General features: G+C 44.2%; 24 protein-coding genes and 1 riboswitch. Of the genes, 5 read left to right on the plus strand and 19 right to left on the minus strand.

Features of this window, described 5'->3' with window-relative positions; genetic code table 11:
• Positions 1-105 precede the first annotated feature (105 nt).
• Positions 106-1,278, plus strand: coding sequence for a peptidylprolyl isomerase (locus ACRRU2_RS17450; RefSeq protein WP_432503585.1), 1,173 nt, complete (start codon positions 106-108; stop codon positions 1,276-1,278).
• Between the two features lie 411 nt (positions 1,279-1,689).
• Here the strand turns inward: ACRRU2_RS17450 and deoC are convergent, their stop codons facing one another.
• The 18 genes from deoC to ACRRU2_RS17540 form a co-directional block, all read right to left on the minus strand.
• Positions 1,690-2,388: a deoxyribose-phosphate aldolase gene (gene deoC / locus ACRRU2_RS17455; RefSeq protein ID WP_432503587.1), complete on the minus strand. Its 699-nt coding sequence runs from the start codon at positions 2,386-2,388 to the stop codon at positions 1,690-1,692.
• A 38-nt stretch (positions 2,389-2,426) separates the two neighbouring features.
• A complete protein-coding gene (locus ACRRU2_RS17460; RefSeq protein WP_432503589.1) occupies positions 2,427-2,585 on the minus strand; it encodes a hypothetical protein in 159 nt (52 codons plus the stop codon).
• Positions 2,534-3,670: a KamA family radical SAM protein gene (locus ACRRU2_RS17465; protein WP_432503591.1), complete on the minus strand. Its 1,137-nt coding sequence runs from the start codon at positions 3,668-3,670 to the stop codon at positions 2,534-2,536. Before ACRRU2_RS17465 ends, ACRRU2_RS17460 begins: the two co-directional genes overlap by 52 nt.
• A 178-nt stretch (positions 3,671-3,848) precedes the next feature.
• A riboswitch (cyclic di-AMP (ydaO/yuaA leader) is annotated at positions 3,849-3,994 on the minus strand.
• Between the two features lie 259 nt (positions 3,995-4,253).
• Positions 4,254-4,733: a translation initiation factor IF-3 gene (infC, locus tag ACRRU2_RS17470; protein WP_432503617.1), complete on the minus strand. Its 480-nt coding sequence runs from the start codon at positions 4,731-4,733 to the stop codon at positions 4,254-4,256.
• A 265-nt stretch (positions 4,734-4,998) separates the two neighbouring features.
• Positions 4,999-5,133: a hypothetical protein gene (locus tag ACRRU2_RS17475; RefSeq protein ID WP_432503593.1), complete on the minus strand. Its 135-nt coding sequence runs from the start codon at positions 5,131-5,133 to the stop codon at positions 4,999-5,001.
• Between the two features lie 172 nt (positions 5,134-5,305).
• On the minus strand, positions 5,306-6,283 hold the full coding sequence (locus ACRRU2_RS17480; protein WP_432503595.1) for a diaminopimelate dehydrogenase: 978 nt from the start codon (positions 6,281-6,283) through the stop codon (positions 5,306-5,308).
• Between the two features lie 29 nt (positions 6,284-6,312).
• Positions 6,313-7,572 carry a Glu/Leu/Phe/Val family dehydrogenase gene (locus tag ACRRU2_RS17485; RefSeq protein WP_331700799.1) on the minus strand — a complete coding sequence of 420 codons (1,260 nt, stop codon included), beginning with the start codon at positions 7,570-7,572 and terminating at the stop codon, positions 6,313-6,315.
• Positions 7,573-7,885: 313 nt separating this feature from the next.
• A complete protein-coding gene (locus ACRRU2_RS17490) occupies positions 7,886-8,959 on the minus strand; it encodes an ABC transporter substrate-binding protein (protein ID WP_432503597.1) in 1,074 nt (357 codons plus the stop codon).
• Entirely contained in the window at positions 8,956-9,762 is an 807-nt protein-coding gene (locus tag ACRRU2_RS17495; protein ID WP_432503599.1) for an ABC transporter permease, read from the minus strand. The genes ACRRU2_RS17490 and ACRRU2_RS17495 overlap by 4 nt, the downstream gene beginning before the upstream one ends.
• Entirely contained in the window at positions 9,749-10,567 is an 819-nt protein-coding gene (locus ACRRU2_RS17500; protein WP_331700796.1) for an ABC transporter permease, read from the minus strand. The genes ACRRU2_RS17495 and ACRRU2_RS17500 overlap by 14 nt, the downstream gene beginning before the upstream one ends.
• Positions 10,560-11,672, minus strand: a complete 1,113-nt coding sequence (locus ACRRU2_RS17505) for an ABC transporter ATP-binding protein (RefSeq protein ID WP_331700795.1) — start codon at positions 11,670-11,672, stop codon at positions 10,560-10,562. Before ACRRU2_RS17505 ends, ACRRU2_RS17500 begins: the two co-directional genes overlap by 8 nt.
• Positions 11,673-11,808: 136 nt before the next feature.
• The gene (mnhG, locus tag ACRRU2_RS17510) at positions 11,809-12,186 is read right to left on the minus strand and encodes a monovalent cation/H(+) antiporter subunit G (protein ID WP_331700794.1); all 378 of its coding nucleotides are present in this window, start codon (positions 12,184-12,186) and stop codon (positions 11,809-11,811) included.
• Positions 12,164-12,448: a Na(+)/H(+) antiporter subunit F1 gene (locus ACRRU2_RS17515; protein ID WP_331700793.1), complete on the minus strand. Its 285-nt coding sequence runs from the start codon at positions 12,446-12,448 to the stop codon at positions 12,164-12,166. The genes mnhG and ACRRU2_RS17515 overlap by 23 nt, the downstream gene beginning before the upstream one ends.
• Complete coding sequence (locus ACRRU2_RS17520) at positions 12,448-12,918, minus strand: Na+/H+ antiporter subunit E (RefSeq protein WP_432503619.1); 471 nt, start codon at positions 12,916-12,918, stop codon at positions 12,448-12,450. The genes ACRRU2_RS17515 and ACRRU2_RS17520 overlap by 1 nt, the downstream gene beginning before the upstream one ends.
• A 42-nt stretch (positions 12,919-12,960) precedes the next feature.
• Positions 12,961-14,442 carry a Na+/H+ antiporter subunit D gene (locus tag ACRRU2_RS17525; protein ID WP_432503603.1) on the minus strand — a complete coding sequence of 494 codons (1,482 nt, stop codon included), beginning with the start codon at positions 14,440-14,442 and terminating at the stop codon, positions 12,961-12,963.
• A complete protein-coding gene (locus ACRRU2_RS17530) occupies positions 14,435-14,773 on the minus strand; it encodes a Na(+)/H(+) antiporter subunit C (protein WP_331700791.1) in 339 nt (112 codons plus the stop codon). The genes ACRRU2_RS17525 and ACRRU2_RS17530 overlap by 8 nt, the downstream gene beginning before the upstream one ends.
• A 1-nt stretch (position 14,774) precedes the next feature.
• Positions 14,775-15,197 (minus strand): Na(+)/H(+) antiporter subunit B, encoded by a 423-nt coding sequence (locus ACRRU2_RS17535; protein ID WP_331700790.1) that lies wholly within the window; start codon positions 15,195-15,197, stop codon positions 14,775-14,777.
• Positions 15,197-17,602, minus strand: a complete 2,406-nt coding sequence (locus tag ACRRU2_RS17540) for a Na+/H+ antiporter subunit A (RefSeq protein WP_331700789.1) — start codon at positions 17,600-17,602, stop codon at positions 15,197-15,199. Before ACRRU2_RS17540 ends, ACRRU2_RS17535 begins: the two co-directional genes overlap by 1 nt.
• Before the next feature lie 790 nt (positions 17,603-18,392).
• Here ACRRU2_RS17540 and ACRRU2_RS17545 point away from each other — a divergent pair.
• From ACRRU2_RS17545 to ACRRU2_RS17555, 3 genes are all read left to right on the plus strand, one after another.
• The gene (locus tag ACRRU2_RS17545) at positions 18,393-19,064 is read left to right on the plus strand and encodes a universal stress protein (protein ID WP_331700820.1); all 672 of its coding nucleotides are present in this window, start codon (positions 18,393-18,395) and stop codon (positions 19,062-19,064) included.
• Positions 19,065-19,169: 105 nt separating this feature from the next.
• Complete coding sequence (ytxJ, locus tag ACRRU2_RS17550) at positions 19,170-19,508, plus strand: bacillithiol system redox-active protein YtxJ (protein WP_432503606.1); 339 nt, start codon at positions 19,170-19,172, stop codon at positions 19,506-19,508.
• A 282-nt stretch (positions 19,509-19,790) separates the two neighbouring features.
• Complete coding sequence (locus tag ACRRU2_RS17555) at positions 19,791-21,032, plus strand: S-layer homology domain-containing protein (RefSeq protein ID WP_432503608.1); 1,242 nt, start codon at positions 19,791-19,793, stop codon at positions 21,030-21,032.
• A 190-nt stretch (positions 21,033-21,222) separates the two neighbouring features.
• On the opposite strand, the gene ACRRU2_RS17560 is transcribed toward ACRRU2_RS17555, so the two are convergent.
• Positions 21,223-22,050, minus strand: a complete 828-nt coding sequence (locus tag ACRRU2_RS17560; RefSeq protein ID WP_331700786.1) for a YheC/YheD family protein — start codon at positions 22,048-22,050, stop codon at positions 21,223-21,225.
• 189 nt (positions 22,051-22,239) lie between these two features.
• Between ACRRU2_RS17560 and ACRRU2_RS17565 the strand changes: the two genes are divergently transcribed.
• Complete coding sequence (locus ACRRU2_RS17565; protein WP_432503611.1) at positions 22,240-22,959, plus strand: peptidylprolyl isomerase; 720 nt, start codon at positions 22,240-22,242, stop codon at positions 22,957-22,959.
• Positions 22,960-23,663: the final 704 nt, after the last annotated feature.

The raw sequence follows: 23,663 nt of genomic DNA on the forward strand, positions 1-23,663 counted from the left end.
CAAGGGATTCGACATAAGTTGCAACAATTTTATATTAGATTAAGGTTTTTTTGTACATATTTTGATATAGTTATGGAAAAAGCGATTTCGAAGGGAGTTTATGGAATGAGCAACGAGCAATCGCAGTCCAAAAAAGAGAATCAAGAGGTGGAGGCTGCGAATACAGAAAGATACGCTTACGAAAAAGAACAAGCAGAAAATTCAGCAGCTGTGAGCTCAGGCAACCCGGATGACGCAGAAAATTCAGAGCAAGCGGAGGCTGACGAGCAAGCTTTCAAGGAAGACGATGCAAGTATTGAACAGGAAGCTGCAGCGCACAATAGCGTTCAACAAGCAAATGCTTCATCCGGCTTCACTGCTCCTCCAGCTCCAGTTGTAAAAAAAGGCGGAACTGCCTGGATGATTACGAGCCTGGTGCTTGCTGCCGTACTAGTGTTTGTATTGATCAAGCCGCCGTTTGGCATTAAAAATGAAGCGGTAGCGAAGGTTAACAGCAATACGATTGATAAAGAAAGCTTATATGAGAAAATGCTATTGCTGGCCGGCCCTTCCATTCTTGATACGATGATTAACAACGAGCTTCTTGAGCAGGAGCTTAAAGCAAAAAACATTTCCTTTACAGACCAGGATATCACCGACGAAATTGACGCTATTAAAATGAGCATGGGCGGCGAGGAGCAATTCCAGGAAGCGCTTAAACAAAATAATATTACTATCGAGGCGCTAAGCTTTAATGTTCGTCAGCAAGCTTTGGTCAGAAAGGCACATGAACCGAATACGAAAGTAACGGACAAGGAAATTGAAGAGTTTTATGAGCAGTACAAGGACAGCATTGGCGGTACTGATACAATCAGAGCTTCGCATATTCTAGTTGATACAGAAGAGGAAGCAAAGGAAATTGCTGAGCAGTTGAAAGGCGGAGCAGATTTTGCCGAGCTGGCCAAAGAGAAATCAAAAGACGGCTCCAGCAGCATGGGCGGTGATCTGGGCTACTTCGGGAAAGGACAAATGGTTCCGGAATTTGAAGAGGCAGCATTCGCACTAGAAGTTGATCAAGTAAGCGATATCGTCAAATCTGAATTCGGATATCATATTATTAAGAAAACCGAAGATAAGAAAGGCGCTTCGCTGGACGAGCTCAAAAACCCGATCCGCACTATGCTTATTGGCCAGGAAGCTGCAGCTGAAGAGAGCGGTTTGACTGCAGAGCTCCAAGATAAAGCAAAAATTGAAAACTCACTGGATAAAAATAAAGAAGAAACAGCAGACGCAAAATAATAGGCGACAAGCAGAACCGGCACTTCCTTGGGTAAGGAAGTGCCGGTTCTTAGTAAAATATAGAAAACGGAATATCCCTGGCTGGACGTTCCGTTGTTTCGTGCTTATAAATGCTTGCCCATAATGAATCGAATTGGACACACGTTCCGTTATTTGCCTTAAAACCACCATTTTTTTAATTTCGCGGCCACATGTTCCGCTATTCGGTTCTAAACGGGGCTCTTTCCGCCATTTAATAGCAAATAACGGAACGTCTGTCACTTTACTTCCTCTAAACTGCAATTTTGGGCGAAATAACGGAACGACTGACCGGCTCTGTGAGCAAATCGCTCCCTGCAGCAGTAGGATATAAACAAAATGAGCTGCGCAATCTAGTATATGACTGGCAGCTTTTTTGTTTAAATATGATGATTAGTAGCCTTCTCCGCTTTGACCCTGCACAATCGCAACGCTTGCGCTAGCACCAATGCGGCTCGCGCCTGCCTTAATCATGCGGCAGGTCGTATCATAATCGCGGACTCCGCCAGAGGCTTTGACGCCGATATTAGGACCTACCGTTTGGCGCATCAAAGCAATAGCTTGCTCTGTTGCTCCGCCCTTCCCAAAGCCGGTAGACGTTTTGACAAAGTTGGCCCCTGCACGGACGGACAGCTCGCATGCAGTAACAATTTCTTCGTCAGACAGCATGCCTGATTCCAAAATAACCTTCAGAACGGCCTGATCGCCGCATGCCTGCGCAACTGCAGCAATATCCTGCTCTACTGCTGCAAGCTCTCCAGATCGCAGCAAGCCGATATTCAGCACCATATCAATTTCATTAGCCCCATCCATAATCGCTTGCTTGGCTTCAAATGCCTTGGCAGCCGAGCTGGTCGCCCCCAATGGAAAGCCTACTACAGTTGTAACACCAGTTGAAGTGCCTGACAGCTCCTTGGCTGCCAGCGAAACCCAGCTTGGGTTTACGCAAACTGTAGCAAATTGATACTGCCTGGCATCCTTGCACAGCTCAATAATCTCTTGTTTGGTTGCTTCCGGCTTCAGCAGCGTATGGTCGATCATAGCGGCCAGTTGAGCAGCTGTAAGCTCTCTGTCTTGCTCATGTATATTCATTGCAACATGCCCCTTCCTGCTAATCTGCTTTACAATAGCTATTGTTCATTCATTATAATGCCTGCCTCGTTGAACAACAATAGCTTACTGCAAAGCAGCAGCGGCAGCAGCTTGCGCAAGTCTGCATGAGCAAGTACAGTTCCAGTTACACTGCCTCGATAGCCTCGCTCTCCTGCTCTTCTACTTCCTTCTGCCAATACTTCTCGCTGCCAGGCAAATCGTCAAACCATGACGCCTCTGGCGGACAATCAAGAATCATAAACTGACCGTAATTGCCCTCTCGGGACTGATGATACTTCAAATACGCCTTACCGTTCTCAATCGCCAATATTTCTATTTTGCCTGAAGAATGGCTCATCGATAATCTGACGCGCTTGCCTAGACCTGACGTCTTTGCTTTAGCCTGTTCAACAAGCTGGTATGCTCTTTGCAAAGAAACGACAAAATCACGATTTCCGGCAACAGGGCGGTTAATAAAGAAATAGTAAGGGGTAACGCCGGCCCAGGACAATTGATCCAGCAGCTCGGCAAGTACGTCAGCATCATCGTTTATGCCGCGAATAATAGGGGTTTGATTGACAACAATGGCGCCAGCCTCATGCAGCGCTTGAAAGCCGCGCTTTGCCTCCGGCGTAATTTCTCGTGGGTGGTTGATATGAGCCATGACATAGATTCGCTTCTCAGGCGTAGAATACTGCTTGATCAACTCCAGCAATGCTTCATCCTCATAGATTCGCATCGGATTAAATACCGGCATCTTGGAGCCGAGGCGAATAATTTTGACATGGTCAATCTCTCTCAAGCGTTCAATAATGCTTCTTAACTTAGGTGTTCCAAGTATTAAGCTGTCTCCGCCAGTGAGCAATACATTGTTAATACTCGGATTGGCGGCGATATACTCAATTCCCGGATCGACATTGGATACTGCTTCCTTCACATCATTGCGGAATAAACGTTTGCGGAAGCAATATCTGCAATACGCACCGCATACCTCTGACACAATAAGCAGTGCAGTTGTGCCATACTTATGCTGGCACCCTGGCACGACATAGTTGGCTTCCTCATCAGAAGCGTCCCATCTGCCGTATTCCATCAGCTCTCCCTCGTTCGGTATAACTAACCTGCGAATCGGGTCATCGGGATCATTCCAATCAATGAGCGATAAGTAATAATCATTCACACGAAATGCAAACTTTTCTGTTATCGGCTTTAGTCGCTCTCGTTCACTCTCCGGAATCATTGTGAGACGATCTAAATTCATAACATACTTTGGCTGCGCCATTCAAACCCCTCCTAAAATAAGATTTGATATGCACGCTTCACCAGTGGATGGTCTGACGAAAAACAAAAAATAACCCCGGCCGGCAGGTGCCAGCAAAGCAATAGAGCTTGCAGTCGCGTAGGACTGCTGCTATCACTTTAACAGGGTCATTATGTGTAAGATTATAAATTAAGAAAGCAATGACCCACCCACTGCTGACGAGGTTAGCTGACGGACTCGGGTAAGATGGTCCCCTAAGATTCGCTTCATGCGATCTATTCGCCCCACAAGATTGGTTCCCCCGCTTTCCGATTCGAAAGATCGGAAATTAAGCGTAACTATAGTTTATATGATTGAATGCTTGTTCGTCAACCTCAGGCTGGATATTTTTATTACATTAAGGCTTCCCTGGAGACTGTCGATTAATTGTGGATAAGGCAACAAGCAATAAGAAGGGGTGCCACTGCGATCAAGATTGGGATTCCGACCGCTGTTGTAGTCTAATTTTTCTTAATAAATAAACCCTGCTAAGGATAAAATTGGCCTACAAAGGGGGACGCTGCCGCTTCTCCATTCCCATTCTTGCTCTCTTATGCCCGTAACTCTATTCAGCTTTAGGCTGAAGTTGTACTGCCGCCTGCTTGCCGCTCACTTGTATTCCTGTTTGCTTGCTCCCCGATTCTGCCAGATCCTTTACTAATCTTTCGACAAGCTCCTTCGCTGCCGCTCCCTGCTTGCCGCTAATTTTGACAACCAGCAGTACGGAGTGGCCTGACTCAAGAAGCTTTTGTGCCTGACGGCATTTCGTCTCATAATCATGCTCTTCAATCTCTGGTGACAGACGAAGCTCCTTCACTTTGGCTGGCTTATTGCTTTCCTGCTTTTTCTGCTGATCGCGCTGCTGCTTGGCTTGCCCCTTGGCAACAAGGCGGCAGGGCGGCGGACTGCTCATCAGCGATGTACATACCAGATCTGCGGATTGCTGCTTAGCCATATCAAGTGCATCCTCGCGAGAAACTACGCCTATCTCCTGCCCATCTAATCCAGTCAGCAAAACTTCTGCTGCTTTTATTTTCTCATTCATAATGATTGAACCTGCCACTACTGCCAGCCTCCGTTCTTTATTCGGCTAATAAATGGAGGGTGTCGATTAATTGTGGATAAGGCAATCGTAAGGGATACTGCTACGATCAAGTTTGGGATTCCGACCGCTGTTGTAGTCCAATTTTTTGATGAAATAACCCCTATAAAGGATAAAATTGGTCTACAAAGGCGGACGCTGCCGCTTCTCCATTCCCAATCTTGCTCTTCGTTCCCCTTTCTTATTGCTTATCATTAGTTGCCCACAATTAATCGATCCCCTCAAAAGTCGATTTAAACCATATGCCTGCTATAAAAACAATTTCAAACAAACAGAGTAGCGCAAACAACAATAAAAATGCGGCTAGAAGGCATTTACCGCTCATTTTTATCCATTTCATCATTGCAGCCCCTCCTGCATACGTTCAAGAAATTATTTACTTTATGTAATAATAAGTCAACTTTCATACAAAAGTAACCTTAGCTTACTTAAATAGTGAAGAAGTCCCAAGCATTACTCTGCCTGGGACTTCTTCAATCTGTTTGATTCATATTAGGCTCGCCGCAATTAGATGATTACAGCATTTCCTTTCGAAGCTCAGCTCCAGACTTAGGCGACAAATAGCCTAGCGGAATATCAAAGATCGTCTTAGCGCCTCTTTGACCCTCTTCAGCAAGCTTATAGGCTGCTCTTGCACATGCTACTACAACACTCGCTGTAAACTCAGGATTACTGTCCAGCTTCAAACCGAATTCTATAATTTGCGTATTGCCTGTTCCTGTTTTGCCGCTGCGAAGCACCATGCCGCCATGAGGCATTGCAGAATGCTCAGCTTTCAGCTCGTCTTCTGTAATAAAGTGTACCGTTGTATCGTAGTCAGCGAAATAATTCGGCATCGTTTTGATTTCATTTGCGATTGCCGTCTCATCAGCGCCTTCTTCCTTCACAACATAACAAACACGGATATGCTTCTCGCGAGTATCCAGCTCAGGATTTTCTCCAGCGCGTACTCTCTCGACAGCATCTTCACTTGGGATCGTGTACTGCACGCCATTTTTGACGCCATTCACACGGCGAATCGCATCGGAATGACCTTGGCTCACACCTTTGCCCCAGAACGTATACTCCTTGCCTTCTGGCAATACCGCTTCGCCAAGCAGGCGATTCAAGGAAAACAATCCTGGATCCCAACCGGTGGAGATTACTCCAATCTTGCCGCTTGCAACCGCAGCTTCGTTAATAGAATCGTAATATTCCGGAATTCGCGCATGGCGGTCAAAGCTGTCCACCGTATGAAACATTTTTACGAATTGCGGGCCTTGCTCAGGCAAATCAGTAGCCGAACCGCCGCACAAAATCATAACATCAATTTCATTGGTAAACTTTTCTGCGTCATCTATCGTATATGCTTTTGTCGTTGAAGTAATAGTAGCCGGGTCGCGTCTCGTAAAGATAGCCTTCAGCTCCATATCGGGGCTTTGTGCGATTGCAAGCTCTACTCCACGGCCCAGATTGCCATAGCCTACTATTCCAATCTTAATTTTTTTTTTCAATCTAACATCATCCTTCATTATGACGGTTATTAGATCCAGCCGCGTGCTTCCATTGCAGATGCAATGCGCTTGATAGAAATCATATACGCAGCAGTTCTGAAGTCAGTTTTGAATTCATTTGCCATATCGCGAACTGCTTCATAGGAAATAATCATATTTGTTTTTAGACGATCCAATACTTCTGCTTCGCTCCAGTAGTAGTGCTGAAGATTTTGTACCCACTCGAAATAGGAAACGGTAACTCCGCCTGCATTAGCAAGAATATCTGGGATAACTGTAATATCTTTGCTGAATAGGATGCGATCTGCTTCAGGGGTAGTTGGTCCATTAGCGGCTTCTGCGATGATTTTTGCTTTAATGTTGTCTGCATTAGCTGCCGTAATGACATTCTCTAGAGCGGCTGGTACGAGGATGTCTACTTCTAGTTCAAGCAATTCTTGGTTTGTAATGATATGGGATTGGCCATATTCTGCAATGGAGGAATTGTCTTTCAAATTACCTACAACCTCAAGATCAAGGCCATTTGCATCATAGATACCGCATTTCGAATCACTTACTGCTACAACCTTGCAGCCTGCTTCGCTTAGCAAGCGCGCTGCAATTCTTCCCGCGTTTCCGTACCCTTGAATAGCAACTGTCGCGTTCTCAACCGGCAATCCTTTGTCCTCTAGTGCTGCAAGAATCGTGTACACACAGCCTTGAGCTGTTGCTTCATTACGACCCTTAGAGCCACCGACAATTAGCGGCTTGCCTGTAATAACGCCAGGTGAATAAGTGCCTTTCAACCTGCTGTACGTGTCCATCATCCAGCCCATGATTTGCGGGGTAGTGTACACATCTGGTGCAGGTATATCTTTGTCCGGTCCAACGAAGTCTACAATTGCTTCCATAAATCCTCTACTAATCCGTTCAACTTCAGCTTTGCTGTAATCATGAGGATCACAAATTACGCCGCCTTTGCCACCGCCATACGGCAAACCTACTACACCACACTTAAAGCTCATCCACATCGACAAAGCTTTCACTTCATCAAGTGTAACTCCCGGGTGGAATCGAATTCCTCCCTTTGTAGGTCCGATCGCATCATTGTGCTGCGCTCGAAAGCCTTCAAAAACTTTAACCGAACCGTCATCCATTTTTACTGGAAAGCTTACCGAAAGCACACGCTTTGGATGCTTCAATAAATTAGTGACATGCTCCGGCAGTTGCAACAGCTTTGCGGCTGCATCAACCTGCTGTTGAGCGATCTCATAAGGGTTTAAATTCTCTTTAACCGTAGTTGCTGTCATACCGTTTCAGTCCTTCTTTTTAAAGTTCGACTCGAGGCAGTAGCCGATTTAATAATTTTAACCTGTCATATCTTATTTTGAAAGGATTTTTTCACAAAAAAATGTGTATATTTTTAGGAATTTGTCCAATTGTCATTAATATGTCTTTAATTTTAACCAGATTTTATAAAATATCCGCCCTGCTTTAAGCTTGCCTAGATGTTGTGTCTTCCTCTTAAACAGCAACCCGATCTTGTAGTAAACAAGACATAATAAGCACAGGCTTACCCTTTCTAGACACTCGAATAAGCAGGGTGGACTGGAAATAATTACATTACTTGCGGTGCATTTTGAATTGCAAAAATAGCTCGTTATAGTGCGACAGCATTTTAGCGCCCAAATTGTTATAAACCTCAAGCCGCGCCGTTAATTCCTCATCCGGATAAAAGCGCTCATCTCCTGAAATATCTTCGGGCAACAGCTCCAGAGCAGCTTTATTAGGCGTAGAATAGCCGACATACTCTGCATTTTGCGCAGCGACCTCGGGATCGAGCATAAAATTAATGAACTGGTGCGCTCCTTCTACATTGCGCGCAGAGGCTGGAATAACCATATTATCAAACCATAGATTTGAACCTTCTTCAGGAACTGTATATTCCAGCACATCGTTTTCATCCATTATTTCTGAAGCATCGCCGGACCATACTAAGCCTACAGCAGCTTCCTCATTGGCCAACAGCATTTTGATTTCATCGCCTACAATAGCCTTTACGTTGGGTGTCAGCTTCGTAAGCTTCTTCACCGCTTCCTGCAAATGCTCTTCATTCGTATCATTCAAGGAATAGCCCAAGCTGTTAAGGCCCATTCCTATAACCTCTCTCGCCCCGTCCACCAATAAAATTTGATTGCGCAGCTGTTCGCTCCACAATTCATCCCAGCTTTCAAAGGTCAGATCGCCAACCAAATCAGGATGATAGACGATGCCTAACGTTCCCCAGAAGTATGGGATTGAATACGCATTGTCCGGATCAAAAGAAAGATGCATAAAGCGCGGATCAATATATTGCAAGTTCGGAAGCTTGCTATGATCCAGCTTTTGAAGCAAATTTTCCTCCTTCATTTTGCTGATGGCATACTCTGAAGGAATACTGATATCGAAGGCGGTTCCGCCTTGCGAAATTTTAGTCATCATCGCTTCGTTGGAGTCAAAGGTTTGGTAAATAACTTTAATTCCGCTTTCCTGCTCGAACTGCTTAATTAAATCTGGATCAATGTAGTCTCCCCAATTGTAGATCGTCAGTGTATTTCCACTGGAATAGCCTGCGCTGGAGTTAAGCATTTTGGCTGCGTACATCATTCCTAAAGCTGCTATAACGACAAGCAGAAATGTGCGGACTAGCTGTTTCATCCTCTCTCCTCCTTGCTGGCAGGCTTTTGATTCCGCTGATTAATAAAGTAATAGCCTGCAACTAGTAATATGGTGAAGAGGAACAGCAATGCCGAAAGCGCATTGATCGACAAGGACACTCCCTGTCTTGCCCGTGAATAAATCTCGACGGATAATGTTGAATAGCCATTGCCAGTAACAAAGAAGGTCACTGCAAAATCATCCAGCGAGTATGTTAATGCCAGGAAGAAGCCGGCAAATATGCCTGGTTTAATGTAAGGCAAAATTACTTTTGACAGCACATCCCATGAGCTTGCTCCAAGATCACGAGCAGCATCGATGAGCGTGCTGCTCATTTCCTCAAGCTTAGGCAATACCATAATAACGACGATCGGCACGCTAAACGCAATATGGGCCAGCAATACCGACACGAATCCCAACTGAATGCCAATAAACGTGAACAAGATTAAAAATGACGCACCGATAATGACATCCGGACTTACGATTAATACATTGTTGAGTGTAAGCAAGGTCTGCTTGGGACGATTGCTGCGCAGCTGATAAATTGCAATCGCGCCAAGTACGCCCAGTATTGTCGAAATAACAGCAGACAGAAGCGCTATTACGAACGTATTCATCACAATAATAAGCAAACGCGTATCCTGGAATACATCGGCATAAAACTCCCACGTAAACCCTTCGAAGCTGCGCATGGAGCCGCCGCTGTTAAACGAATACAAAATCAGATAAAAAATCGGCGCATATAAAATAATAAATATAGCAATCAAGTAAAGATTGGAGAGCTTCCATCTATTTTTTAACAATGTCCAGCACTCCTTTCTTTCTGCTGCCGGTCAGCACCATAAATAATGCCATCGCAATAATAAGGAACACGGCAATCGTCGCACCCATTCCCCAGTCCTGCGTAACGAGAAAATGCTGCTCAATAGCTGTTCCAAGTGTAATAACCCGATTGCCTGCAATAAGGCGCGTAATCATAAACAAGGAAAGCGCAGGAATGAAGACGGACATGCAGCCTGCCTTAACACCGTTAATCGTTAACGGGAATATAACTCGCTTAAATGTAGTCCAAGCCGATGCCCCCAAATCTCTGGCCGCAAACACTAGAGTTGGGTTCATTTTTTCGAGGGCGTTGAATATAGGCAATATCATAAATGGAATAAATATATATACGGCAACAAATATAAAACTGAAATCTGTAAATAAAATTTGTTTCGTGCCGATGCCGCTCCACTCCAGCACAGCATTAACAAACCCATATGTGCCAAACAAGCCGATAAAAGCATATGCTTTCAACAACAGGTTAATCCAGCTTGGCACGATAATGAGCAGCAGCCATAATTGCTTATGCTTTGTCTTGGTCAGTAAATAAGCGGTCGGATAAGCTACCAGCAGTGAAAATGCTGTAATTAAAAAAGCATACCAAAACGAGCTTAGCGTCATTTTCAAATAAACAGGTGTAAAAAATTTTTCGTAATTACTGAACGTGAAATTGCCTTCTACATCAAACAAAGAATAGTACACAATCAATACGATTGGCGCAATGACAAATAGGGCAATCCATAGTAGATAAGGGATTAGGTATAAGCTTCTTGCCTTATTAGCCATCGCTATCATTCTCCCCGCCGTAGGACTCGAGACGCTTGTCGAATTCCTCCTCCGTCTCATTCAAACGCATGACATGAATCGCTTCGGGATCAAAATAAAGACCAATATGCTCTCCAACCGCAGCTTTCCGTGTAGAATGCACCAGCCATTCATTGTTCGCAGCGTCATAGCAGCAAATTTCATAGTGGACGCCGCGGAACAGCTGTGAGTCTACCCGTACCTGCAGCTTGCCTTTGTCAGGAGAAGTAATTTCTAGATCCTCGGGCCGAATGACAATATCCACTACTTCATTAGGAAGCAGCCCTTGGTCGACGCATTCATAGGCATGGCCGCCAAACTCCACCTCGAAATCTCGTGTCATTTTACCCTTGACGATATTGGATTCTCCAATAAAATCTGCAACAAAACGGTTAATAGGCTCATCATAAATATCTGTAGGCGTGCCTGACTGCTGAATTTTTCCGCCATTAATAACGAATATTTCATCTGACATGGCAAGCGCTTCTTCTTGATCATGCGTAACAAAAATAAACGTGATGCCGAGCCGCCGCTGCAGCTCGCGCAGCTCATACTGCATCTCTGTTCGAAGCTTCAAATCGAGCGCGGACAGCGGCTCATCGAGCAGTATAATCTCCGGCTCATTTACAATCGCCCGGGCTATAGCTACACGCTGCTTCTGGCCGCCGGACATCTCGGAAATTTCTCTATTCTCATATCCGCTAAGGTTAACAAAACGCAGCGCTTCTTTAACCTTTTCGGCAATAGCAGCATTTTTAAGCTTTTTAATACGAAGACCAAATGCTACATTCTCAAATACATTGAGGTGCGGAAATAATGCGTAGTCTTGAAATACCGTATTCACCTGCCGCTCATTGGCAGGAACCTTATTAATAATTCGCCCGTTAAAATAAATATTCCCTTCAGATGGTTCCGTAAATCCAGCAATTAATCTTAGAATTGTCGTTTTGCCGCAGCCGGAAGGACCTAGAAGGGTATAGAACTTGCCTCTTTCAATTGTAAAGCTGACATCCTTCAAGACTGCTTCCTCATTATGAGCATACCGCTTCGTCACATGTTCAAAGCGAATAATCGTTTGCTCCCGCATTGCACATACTCCTTTTACGTCATATTGCCCATGATTATACAGCAAATTTTAACGATCGTCGTCATATTATACAAAAAAATTCCCCACCCCATATCTTCTTCTACGAAGACATATGCTGATGAGGAATTGTGTATCGTTAGGATTGGCTTTCCAGCGCTTCTTTATGCTTCTTTAGATCATCGCCCAGATCATCCTTGATGCTGGTGTCCGACAGCTTGGTCCCCGACCGATAAGCGGACCGGACAATCATATGGCCAGCTACCGGAGCAGTCAAAAATACAAAAATAATTCCGAGCAGCAGTCTGATGCTAATAATGTTATGGACGAACCAAAAGTATATAAAGGTAGCGAGCAATACAAACATAATGCCTAGAGTAATACTCTTGGTAGCGGCATGAGAACGATTATAAACATCTGGAAGGCGTATAAAGCCAAGCGAGCTTATCAAGCTGAGAATTGTGCCTGATATGATTAAAATAAGCACAATAATTTCAATGATCGCGGTTCCGTTCAATCACGACACCTCTTTCCAAAAATCTGCATAGGGCGATTGTGCTGAGGAATGCCAGTATGCCGATTAGCAGAATCGTCTCCAGGTAAGCCCTGGAATCAAGCAGGATCGATAGAATCGCAATAATCCCAATAATGCTGTAGCTGATTGAATCAAGCGCTAATATGCGATCTGGCAAAGTAGGCCCTTTTACAACGCGATACAGAGCGATAACGATAGATATTGACAAGAGGCTCATACATATAAAGAGCAGCGTATCGAACATTAGCCCATCACCTCTCTAATCGCTTTCTCAAACAAGCGCTTCGTCTTCTCGATCTCTTCCTGAAACTCGGCAACATCCATAGCGTGGACATAAAGAATTCCTTCGTCTGGCGCTACCTCCATAATGACAGAGCCTGGCGTAAGCGTAAGCAGATTGGACAGCATCGTAATTTCCCATTCCGACTTGAGCGAGGTAGTCATTTTGAATATCCCAGGCTGAATATTAATTTTGGGACGTGTAATTTGAGCGATAACAATAACACTCGACTTTACAATTTCGATGCCAAATAAATAAAGCAGTTTAATAATAGCCCATACTCTGCGGCCGTAGAAAGGTGTTGGGAAGAATCGTCTTAGTATAAAGATCATATTCATTCCAATGACGTAGCCGATCATAAAGGTTAATGTATTCCACTCATCATGAAGCAGCATCCATACCATTGCAATGAGCAAATTGAGCAATATTTGCATCGTCACTTTCCTATCACTTCCTCCCTGATCAAACGGCCGGCGCTACGAAGAGTACAGCACAGCCTCTATATATAAAGATGGATTTGTCATCACCTGTACAGCTTCATTGACAAACAGCATGACACCCTCTGCTCCAACACCCATTCCAACTACGAGAATGGCAAGTAATGCCGCTGGCAGCAATGCTCCTTTGCCAGTCGATTTTTCCTCGCCTTCGCTCAGCAAGGTTTCTCCCCAAAAGCTGTTAATAAATATTTTGATAACGGAATACAACACGAACAGGCTTGTTATAATTCCGATTGCTGTCATCACATATTGCTGCTCTGAGATTCCACTCTTTAAAACGGTTATTTTACCGATAAAGCCGCTAAGCGGCGGAACGCCTGCCAATGCTAGCGCAGCTAACAGGAACAGCCAGCCAAGCCATGGACGATAGCGGATAAGCCCGCTTATTTCTTTAAGCTTATCTGTGCCGGCAATACTGATAATAGTACCCCCAAGTATGAAAATTAATGCTTTAGCGAGCATATCGTGAATGAGATAATACAAAGCTCCGCCAAGCGATTCAGGAGTGGCAAGTGCGATGCCGAATACAATAAAACCGATAGAAATAATAATGTTGTAGACGAGAATCGGTTTGATGCTCCAATAAGCAACCGCGCCTATTGCGCCAAGCACCATCGTAATAGCCGACATCCACAGCATTATTTGATGGGTAATTTGCGGCTCATGATTAAATATTAACGTGAACGTTCTAAGTATGGTGTAAATACCGACTTTAGTCAGCAATGCGCCGAACAAAGCCATAATAGGAAGCGGCGCCACACGATAAGAGCCTGGCAGCCAGAAAAATAAAAGCAGCGCTGATTTCAATCCAAATACAGTGAGGAGCAGCAAGCTTACTGTTGTCAGCAAGCCTGTTTGGCCTGATTCCGCCACTCTTTCAGCCAAATGGGCCATATTGAGCGTGCCTGTAATCGAGTACAAATAAGCGATTGCTATAACAAACAGGCTAGAGGAAAGCATATTAATGACGACATACTTAATCGTCTCCCGAAGCTGCGTTTTCCCGCTGCCCAAGCTAATGAGCACATAAGATGCCAGCAGCATCACTTCAAAAAATACAAATAGATTAAAAATATCTCCTGTCAAAAACGAACCGTTTACCCCTGTCAACAGCAGCAGCATTAAAGGGTAAACATAGTTGCTTTTGCGCTGCTCTCCAATCGAATGCTGGGCATATAAAATACAGGCGAGCGTTACTATAGAAGCTACTGCTGCCAGCAGCACAGCGAGCATATCAGCTACGAGCGGAATACCGTACGGCGCCCTCCAGCCCCCAATATGCAAAACCTGTATTCCGTTATTGTATACCTGGCCGATAAGCATCAGGGAGACAACAAGCGTCGCCGCTGCACCAGATGTAGCGATAACATGCTGAAGCTTGTGGCGCCCTTGAAAAAAGAATAAAACAATCGCAAATAGCAGCGGAAGAAAGATTGGAAGTACAACTATATTATTCATCGGTTTGTCCCCTTAACTTCTCCACATCATCAGTACCCAGCTCTTGATAAGCCCGGTATCCCAGCACTAATGAAAATGCAGTAAGTGCAAAACTGATAACGATGGAGGTAAGTATTAACGCCTGCGGTATCGGATCGGTGTAGCTCTCGGCGCCTTCTCCCAGCAAAGGAGCGGCCCCCTTCTTCAATCCGTTAATTGCCATTAGCATCAAATGGACACCATGCGAAAACAAAGACAGGCCCAAAATAATACGCAGCAGCGATTTACTTAAAACAAGATAGGTTGCGACCGTAAACAAAATTCCTGCGATAATTGTAATAAATATTTCCATACTACGCGTCCTCGCTTATGCTTTGAATAATCGTCATAGTCGTGCCTACAACTGCACAGTATACGCCTAAGTCGAACAATACGGCGGTCGCAAGTCCCGTTTCCCCGAACAATGGCAAATTTACATACTCATACTTTTGCGTCAAAAAAGGAACGTCGAACAAAAACGCCCCAGCGCCGGTTAGGACGGCAAGCAGCAAGCCGACAGCACCTAAAATCCGGAAATTCATAGGCAATATTTCGAGCACAGTCTGAGCATTGAAGGAAATATAGAGCAGCAGCAAGGCAGACGCTGTAATAAGGCCGCCGATAAAGCCGCCTCCCGGATTGTTATGGCCGGCAAACATAATATAGATGGAGAACGTTATAATGATAAAGACAAGCACCTTGGCCGCCGTTTGCAAAATCGTATCTTTGAAGTTCATTATTGTCCCCCTTTTGACTTACGCATCTTGATCAATGTGTATATGCCAATTCCTGCTGTAAACAGCACGACAATCTCCAGCATCGTATCAAAGGCGCGGAAGTCAACCAGCAAAGCGTTAACCATATTTAAAGCACCTGTCAATTCGTATGCATTCTCGAAAAAGACAGTGATGGACGGGAACAGCTTATGCCCCATAGCCGATAATCCGACTAAGGTAAGCGTTAAGCCAACACCTATAGAAATAGTTAAATGAGCTATATTTAACGGCAATCGTTTCATTTCTGCTTTCAGCTTAGGCATAAAATAAAAGCACATTAAAAACAACGCTGTCGTTATCGTTTCAACAACCAGCTGAGTTAATGCAAGATCCGGCGCTCTGAATATAACAAAGAACAGCGACACCAAATAGCCAACCGCACCTACGGCAATGACGGATGTGACACGGGAATTAACAAATATAATGTACACTGCAACAATTGCAATCGCGATGCCCAGTACGTATTCATATACTTTTATCGGAGATGCGTACGACCAGTCGATAACGAACGCACGCTGCAGCAGCAATGAGCCGCCAATTACAATAATGACAAAAGAAAACAGATACATTAAATAAGTATTTAAGCTTCCGGTCATATATTTGGCGGTCCAATTGCGCGAATTGCGTTCCAGCGCCTGCAAACCTTTTTCGTAAGCATTATTCAACGTATATTTGCGCGGCAGATTGTCATAAATTTCTGCCCAGCGTTTAAATTGCTTATGCAATATCGTTCCCAGAATAACGATTCCTATCGTCATAAACAGTTCTGGCTGAAAGCCATGCCATGCCGAAATAGGCTCTACAAAGCGCTCACCTTCCGGCAGGAAATTCGGCAGCACCGCATGCATAGCAGGCTCAAGCACGTTGTTCGCAAGCAGATTCGGGAAGAAAAATACGAGCACAACAAGCAGCGCCAATATGCCAGGCGGAATAAGCATGCCAAGCGGAGCCTCATGCGGCTTGCGATCAAGCAGCTCTGGCCGATAATTGCCAGTAAAGGTTCTGAAGACAAGCCTCAGGCAGTATACGAACGTAAACACGCTGGCAAGCCAGGCGGCAATCGGAATAAGCACTGTCCAAGTGGCCATATTGCTTGATACTGACAATACGCTTGTAAAGAACATTTCCTTACTTAAAAATCCGCTGAATGGCGGCAAGCCTGCCATTGACAGCCCGCCGATCAGCGTCAATGTAAATGACACCGGCATAATGCTCATCAAACCGCCGAGCTTACGGATATCCCGTGTGCCCGTCTCATGGTCAAGTATGCCGACAACCATAAATAAACAGCCTTTAAAGATAGAGTGGTTAACCAAGTGAAATATAGCGGCCTGCAAGGCAAAAGCAAACAGCTTGTATTGATCGCTGAATTGTCCATTAAGCGCCAAAGAGCCGATGCCGAGCAAGGTCATCACAAGCCCCAGCTGGCTTATTGTGGAGTAGGCCAGCAGCGCCTTCAAATCAACCTGGCGAATGGCCATAAAGGAGCCCCAGAATAACGTGATCATCCCTACCGTCACAATGATCCAGAACCATTCCATTTCGCCGCCAAAAATAGGCGTAAATCTGGCTACGATATAAATGCCCGCCTTAACCATCGTTGCGGAATGCAAATAAGAGCTGATCGGCGTAGGAGCCTCCATCGCGTCAGGCAGCCATATATGAAATGGAAATTGGGCTGATTTCGTAAATGCTCCAAGTAAAATCAAAAGCATAGCTGGCACAAAAAGCCCGCTTGCCGTAATTTGGTCCAATGCTCCGATCATTTCTCTTATACTGAAGGTGCCTGCAACATGTCCAAGCATAAGAAATCCGATGAGCATGGCGAATCCGCCAGTCATTGTGATAAGCATCGCCTTCTGCGCCCCATAACGGGAATTTTTGCGCTGATACCAATAAGCGATAAGCAGGAAAGATGATACACTTGTCAGCTCCCAGAACAAGTAAAGGACAATGACATTATCAGAAAGCACTACGCCGAGCATTGCCCCCATGAACATGAGCAAATAGACGTAAAAATTGTGCAGCGCCTCCCGTTCCTTCGACATGTAGTAAATCGAATACAGCACGACCAGCAATCCAATACCGGTTATAATCAGCAGGAACAGAAGCGATAAGCCGTCCACATACAAAGAGAAATGGATACCCAAAGAAGGGACCCACGGAATAGAAAATTGCATAGGGGTCATTGCTGAATTAAGAGGAAAATACGATGATATGAAATACGTAAAAAAATAACTGAAAAGAGTAAGCGGAACGAGAAGCACGAACCACCCGGTATGTATGTTGCGGAATTTCTTAAATAAAACAGGTACTAGGCAGGCAAAGAGAAAGGGAGTCAGTACAGCTGCGTGCAATAAGGACAATACGGGCCCTCCTATATCTTTTTTTCTTTGTTGAATGATTAAGACTTATACAATAACAATTAGACACTTCTTGCCTTGGACTCCTAGGCAAACTTCTTGCCTTGAACTCAATGGAGCTATCAGGCTGTTGAAAAACTCGTTTTGAAACTCTAACGAATGCTAGTAGCGCTATTATGCCGAAAAAGCTTGTTTTAAATTTGTAACGAATTGTAGCATGCTTATTGGCTGTAAAATGCTGCCCAAATGAGTATTTTTTCACAGATAACGCCTTGACGATGCGTTAGAATTTAAAAAGGTGCATTTTATGCGAAATAGCGCCTTCAGAATTCGTTACAAAATGAATGGCTTCTGGAGCTCCGCTCCAGGTCTGTTATCCAGGTATTAAGATGCCGCAAAGCTGTTTCAACAGCCTGCGCCATGAATGTAATTTATAACAATATCTTATAATTATACGAGCTAACTCTTTATCCTTAAGAAAGGATTTCCGTAAGACAGCGAAGCCGTTTGCCTTTAATTATAAGGCTTAATAAATTTTCCACTATAAACTTGTTCTTATAATATGCCGGTAAACGCGACAGCGGAGCCGTGTATCCTTGATTAGAAAGTTCTCATACAATGTCTAACAGTATTATTATACACTATAGTAATTGACAGAACCAAACAAAAAATGTACTCTGTAGTCAATGTTGTGAACATTTGCATGGATTTTGGGCATAATAATAAGGAACAGCTTGCATTTGCCCGGCAAAGAATTAATAATGAGGTGACCTCTTAATTGTGGAACGGTAAAATGGATGAAAGCATACTCGTTTGTGTTTATTACGGTCCAAACGGAGAGCGACTAATTCGTAGAGGCGGAAAAATTGCTAATATGCTGAACTGCCCTCTATATGTTCTCACAGTTGACCCGCTGCCCGAAGATGAATTGGATATCGAGAAGACGCATTACATTGAGCATTGGAAGCAATTGGTGAAGGAACATAATGCGGAGCACTTTTATATAAAGTACAACGAGAGCCGCCCTGTTGCAAAAGTCATTGGTGAAATAGCCAGAAAACATAATATTACCCAAATCGTATTAGGCCAAACCGCGCAAAGCAGATGGAAGGAAATTACGAAAGGCTCCTTCATCAATATTTTGCTGACTGAAATTCCTTTTGTCGATCTCCATATCGTGTCGGTATCCCGAGATCTTGAAAATCATGGCGAAGGATATTACGAAAAAGGAATTCGCGCATATTTGCTCAAAGAAAATGACCACTACCGCCTTAACTTCAATCATACAACTCAAGATGTTTACGAAGGCATCTTCTATAAAGAAATCGGTACAGACTTCAACAACGGCACCTTTAAGTTTATGAAGGATAACTGCATGATTGAAGTGCAAATTGTAGACGACTATGTAAAGGATATGCCTGCTTACCCGCGGGCTGCTAACGATCCGAATAAGAAAGAGCAATAGCTAGACACCTATAGACGCCGACTTTCATCGGCGTCTTTCTCTATGCTGGCGACAAGCTTATATTTTCGCTATAATTAAAAGAATTAAAAAAGAGGAGAGTTTGCCATGACATGGACAGAAATTACGACAATGGCGCAATGGGAAAATGCTTACGAGCAGTCCGCAGCACGGCCAATCGTCGTCTTAAAGCATAGTACAACTTGCCCCGTCAGCGCGAATGCTTACCAAGAGTTCAGCAACTATTTGCAGGGCGAGCCGCGCAGCGACGTTGATTACTATTGGGTGAAGGTCATTGAATCACGTCCCATTTCAAATGCTATTGCCGAAGCTACAGGAGTAAAGCATGAATCACCACAGGTTCTGTACATCGATAACAAAGCAAAAGTGTGGACGGCTTCCCATTGGTCAGTCACAAAGGCTCATATGAGCGCAGTGCTGGACTAGTTTCGCAATAGGCTTTTTGAACAGCATATAGACCTTAAGAAACATACGGGCAGAGTATGAGTATAGCGCTTATATTCTGCTTTTTTTTGTTATTTTGCGCCTCCTTCCCCTAATTCCATTACTATAAGACTATCCCTCCGCCCTTCTTCATACTTAAGACTCTATGTGAAATAGTGCCTGCATATACAGCATGGTTGTATCATTTAGCCCATTCTAATTCCTGTTTAATTATGGTTAATTTGTAGATGTCGGAATAAATCGTTTTTAGTAGGAGGATTTGCAGTGAAAAGACGTTTGACATTTTTACTAGTTATAACAGCACTGATATGGGGAACTGTGAACTATACGCCAGCTCCGGTACAGGCTGAAGCTGTCCCGGTATTTTCTGACATAAAGGGACATTGGGCGGAAAAAACGATTACTGAGATGGTCGAAAAAGGCATTCTGGACGGATTTTCGGACGGCACGTTCAAACCGAACGACCCGGTTAAGGTAGACCAATTTATTAAGATGCTTATTTTATCGTACACCGATCTTCACAGAAACGGTTCTCGCACCTGGAACAACCTATTTTTGCAGTCACTAAGCGCAGAGAATCAAGCCATTATTAAACAGGACTATCGTTACTTCAACTTTCAGCCTAACCCTGTAGGCTATTGGGCAAAAGATTTCATTGATATTGCAAGCGATTTACATTTCTTAAACAAAAACAGATACAGCGACTTTCAAGCGGATATGAATCGCGAGCATGTCGCGGAAATTATTTATTATACACTGCAGGAAACCGAGTTTTTAGAGGATGGCTCATTCGGTCAAAAGATGGCACAGCAATATGGCGATTTAATGGGGGCCTCCGAGCGTGAGCAGCGCTTTATTGCAGAATCCTTGGTCAAAGGAATTATGGAAGGCTTTCCAAATGGATTTTTTGGCGTAGGCACAAAAGTAACTCGCGCTCAAGCGCTCGTTATTCTCAACAGGCTGACAGATAAGGCAAAGCGCTTGGCGATTGAAGTATCGCCTGAAAACTTTGAAAAAGTCGTACCTACCGCTAACAACGGCAACAAAATCGTCGTCTTCCCTGACCAGCGCATGTGGGATGCTTATGAAGCTTTAACGGCTGTAGGCCAGCTGCGCGGAGCCAATCACGATCTATACGAAACGACACTGCGCTTCTACAAGGACCAGTTAGAGAAGGACGCTGTTACCAAGCCTTTGGCCGGCTCCCCGCCTGAATATGAGGAAGCAGCTATCTGGCTTGATCCGCAGTATAATACATATGGCATTACGATAAGGCTCCGTGACGGTTCGCTTGCACGCAACCAGGAAGCAATAGACCAATTCGCCAATCACTTATTCGGTTATAATGCTATCTCTTTCCGCGAGCTGTTCAACGAAGTTTGTACACTGGTGCAAGAAGGAAAAGCAGTAATTGCCCGCAACAAAATAATTGGCAATGACCAAATTAGCATTCATATTGACGAGAAAGCAAAAACAGTTATTTTTTCTATTGCGACAAAAAGATAACTGTACAGATTAAGTAAAAAGAAATGATGACCATGCGATCAAGCTTTTCTGTTGCTTGCTTCCGCTGCGGTCAACCGGATTGATTGATAGTATGAATGAGTGTTAGTACGAATAAGTTTTATTGCAGCAGTAAAAACAAGCTAGCTTCCTATAAACAGGCAGCTAGCTTGTTTTTACTTGCCTAATTCATTTAATTTGCTTTGCGAAAGCAATTCAGCTTATACGTCCTGCCATAAGCAGCTCCATATTGAATAATCCGTTTAATCATCGTCTGATCGCGCAGTACCGCAAATGGACAATGATCGGGCCTTACATTAACCTCAAGTATCCATGGCTTCAGATTGCGATCGATGGCAATATCGATTCCGATTTCTTTCAGCTTCGGATTTGCGCGATGCATCTTTTTCATCGTTTGAATGCCTATTCGTTCCAGCTGCCGCATTAAGCGCTGATGGTTGGAAAAGCCTGTATGATTATACAGCAGCTGTTGGGCGGGCATAATGCTACCGCCTTGCGTACCGTTGCTAACGATTTTGCCGGGCTGCGCGACCCTTCCTACTATACCTGTAACCTCCCAGCCTCCGCTTGGCGAACGCTGGACGACTACACGCAAATCAAACACATTGCCATCATGCTTCAGCGCATGAATACCACGCTGTACAATATACCTCTTCCCTTTTGTTTCCTTCAGCAAGGCGCCGTACAATGCCTCATAATCTCCAAATACACGGCGACTGGCTCCTAGCTGATAGGCATAGCTGATACGCCTGCCATTGTACTGGTCATAAAAGCGCTCCACCCTCATTACACCGCGTCCCAATGAGCCGATCGAAGGCTTCACATATACCATGCCGTTAGAGGCAAGCATGGTATTGAGCGTTGTTCTTGTCATTGGCCTTGTAACTGGAATATGCTTCTGCAATGAGGCTTCACTGCCCAGAAGCTTTGTTTTTCTCCATTTGCTCGACAACTTTTGAGCGCTGCTAATATGCAATCCTGATACATACAGCATCCTCATCCTCATATTCTCCTTTTTATTAATGGATTGACCCTAGTCTCTTTTACTTTGCAAGGTGCATGTATTATCATACGTAAGAAGAGAGACAAACGATTTAGGCTGCTGTCAAGCCTTCTGGATTTTAGTCAAATTTATATGCTATGATAAGACTTGCTTGTCCAGCTTCAATCTCTAGGAGGATAGGGTACAATGATACAAATGACAAAACGCATCGCATTATTTCTTGCTGTAGCTGCCATGGCACTGACCATTGCTGCATGCGGCGCCAAGCCCGACAATACAACGGAATCGACACCAACGGCTACGCCTGTTCCTAAGCAGTCTGAGCAGCCTGCTGCGCCAGCATCAACCGAGCCGCCTGCCAAACAACTGGAACTGCAAAGCTCAGATCAGCATCCTGTTCTGACGATTGAGCTAAGCAATGATAAGGTTATTAAAGTGGAGCTTTATCCTGAAGTAGCACCTAATACGGTTAATAATATGATTTCACTTGCAAATAAAGGCTTTTACGACGGATTGATTTTCCATCGTGTCATCCCACGCTTCATGATCCAAGGCGGAGATCCTCAGGGCAACGGTTCTGGCGGACCAGGCTATTCCATCAAAGGTGAATTTACGAACAATGGCTTTGAGAATTTGCTTATTCATAAGCGCGGCGTTATTTCTATGGCCAGAGGCAACGGGCTGCCTGACTCAGCAGGCTCGCAATTTTTTATTATGGTAGCTGATTCCCCGCACTTGGATAAGGATTATGCTTCCTTTGGCGAAGTCATCGAAGGTATGGACGCTGTTGATGAAATAGTAGAGCAGAAGAGTCAGAATGACAGGCCTCTTGAGCCGATCGCAATGAAAAAAGTAACGGTGGATACAAAAAATTTAACTTTTGAAGAACCCGTTATTATTAAGTAAAAATTACGGTTAAAGATTTCGTATGGATGTGGCGTAGATAGCAGCGTAACAAAAACTTGGACAGACGTTCCGCTATTATGCATAAATTGCTTCTATTGCCCGCTAAAAGTGACAGGCGTTCCGCTATTGCTCCAAAAATCATAAATAAATGGCCAAATCGAGGCAAATAGCGGAATGTATGTCCTTGAAACTTCGAAAACAGCAATTTGTGAGCAAATAACGGAACGTATGTCCGCGAAACTTCGAAAACAGCAATTTGTGAGCAAATAACGGAACGTATGTCCGCGAAACTTTGAAAACAGCAATTTGTGAGCAAATAACGGAACGTATGTCCGCGAAACTTCGAAAACAGCAATTTGTGAGCAAATAACGAACGTATGTCCGTGAAACTTTGAAAACAGCAATTTGTGAGCAAATAACGGAACGTATGTCCGCGAAACTTCGAAAACAGCAATTTGTGAGCAACATAGCAACGTTTATCCATCGAAATCAAAGTTTTCGTTAAATAAAATCACCTATCGGTGACCTAACTTGCCATCATCGTGTGCAAAAAACAAACGATGCGATGTTATTTGCGGTGCGGACATCCATGACCGTTAGAACCAAAAAAGCAGTCTTTTTGTTGTGTATGCGGACACTTATGACCATTAGAATAACATTCCGCCGAATTTTCTAGCTTTTTTCCCGCTAACGGACTTTTCTGT

Source organism: Paenibacillus sp. GXUN7292 (assembly GCF_050864975.1).
Lineage (GTDB): Bacteria > Bacillota > Bacilli > Paenibacillales > Paenibacillaceae > Pristimantibacillus.

What these genes read in the sequence shown, in the direction of transcription:
- ACRRU2_RS17515 (WP_331700793.1), bottom strand. Translation starts at nt 12,448, where the DNA reads ATGTTCGATACGCTGCTCTTTATATGTATGAGCCTCTTGTCAATATCT.
- ACRRU2_RS17560 (WP_331700786.1), bottom strand. Translation starts at nt 22,050, where the DNA reads ATGAGGATGCTGTATGTATCAGGATTGCATATTAGCAGCGCTCAAAAG.
- ACRRU2_RS17490 (WP_432503597.1), bottom strand. Translation starts at nt 8,959, where the DNA reads ATGAAACAGCTAGTCCGCACATTTCTGCTTGTCGTTATAGCAGCTTTA.
- ytxJ (WP_432503606.1), top strand. Translation starts at nt 19,170, where the DNA reads ATGACATGGACAGAAATTACGACAATGGCGCAATGGGAAAATGCTTAC.
- ACRRU2_RS17475 (WP_432503593.1), bottom strand. Translation starts at nt 5,133, where the DNA reads ATGATGAAATGGATAAAAATGAGCGGTAAATGCCTTCTAGCCGCATTT.
- ACRRU2_RS17500 (WP_331700796.1), bottom strand. Translation starts at nt 10,567, where the DNA reads ATGGCTAATAAGGCAAGAAGCTTATACCTAATCCCTTATCTACTATGG.
- ACRRU2_RS17520 (WP_432503619.1), bottom strand. Translation starts at nt 12,918, where the DNA reads ATGCAAATATTGCTCAATTTGCTCATTGCAATGGTATGGATGCTGCTT.
- infC (WP_432503617.1), bottom strand. Translation starts at nt 4,733, where the DNA reads ATGAATGAGAAAATAAAAGCAGCAGAAGTTTTGCTGACTGGATTAGAT.
- ACRRU2_RS17465 (WP_432503591.1), bottom strand. Translation starts at nt 3,670, where the DNA reads ATGGCGCAGCCAAAGTATGTTATGAATTTAGATCGTCTCACAATGATT.
- ACRRU2_RS17545 (WP_331700820.1), top strand. Translation starts at nt 18,393, where the DNA reads ATGGATGAAAGCATACTCGTTTGTGTTTATTACGGTCCAAACGGAGAG.
- ACRRU2_RS17485 (WP_331700799.1), bottom strand. Translation starts at nt 7,572, where the DNA reads ATGACAGCAACTACGGTTAAAGAGAATTTAAACCCTTATGAGATCGCT.
- ACRRU2_RS17530 (WP_331700791.1), bottom strand. Translation starts at nt 14,773, where the DNA reads ATGGAAATATTTATTACAATTATCGCAGGAATTTTGTTTACGGTCGCA.
- ACRRU2_RS17565 (WP_432503611.1), top strand. Translation starts at nt 22,240, where the DNA reads ATGATACAAATGACAAAACGCATCGCATTATTTCTTGCTGTAGCTGCC.
- deoC (WP_432503587.1), bottom strand. Translation starts at nt 2,388, where the DNA reads ATGAATATACATGAGCAAGACAGAGAGCTTACAGCTGCTCAACTGGCC.
- ACRRU2_RS17505 (WP_331700795.1), bottom strand. Translation starts at nt 11,672, where the DNA reads ATGCGGGAGCAAACGATTATTCGCTTTGAACATGTGACGAAGCGGTAT.
- ACRRU2_RS17450 (WP_432503585.1), top strand. Translation starts at nt 106, where the DNA reads ATGAGCAACGAGCAATCGCAGTCCAAAAAAGAGAATCAAGAGGTGGAG.
- ACRRU2_RS17535 (WP_331700790.1), bottom strand. Translation starts at nt 15,197, where the DNA reads ATGAACTTCAAAGATACGATTTTGCAAACGGCGGCCAAGGTGCTTGTC.
- ACRRU2_RS17525 (WP_432503603.1), bottom strand. Translation starts at nt 14,442, where the DNA reads ATGAATAATATAGTTGTACTTCCAATCTTTCTTCCGCTGCTATTTGCG.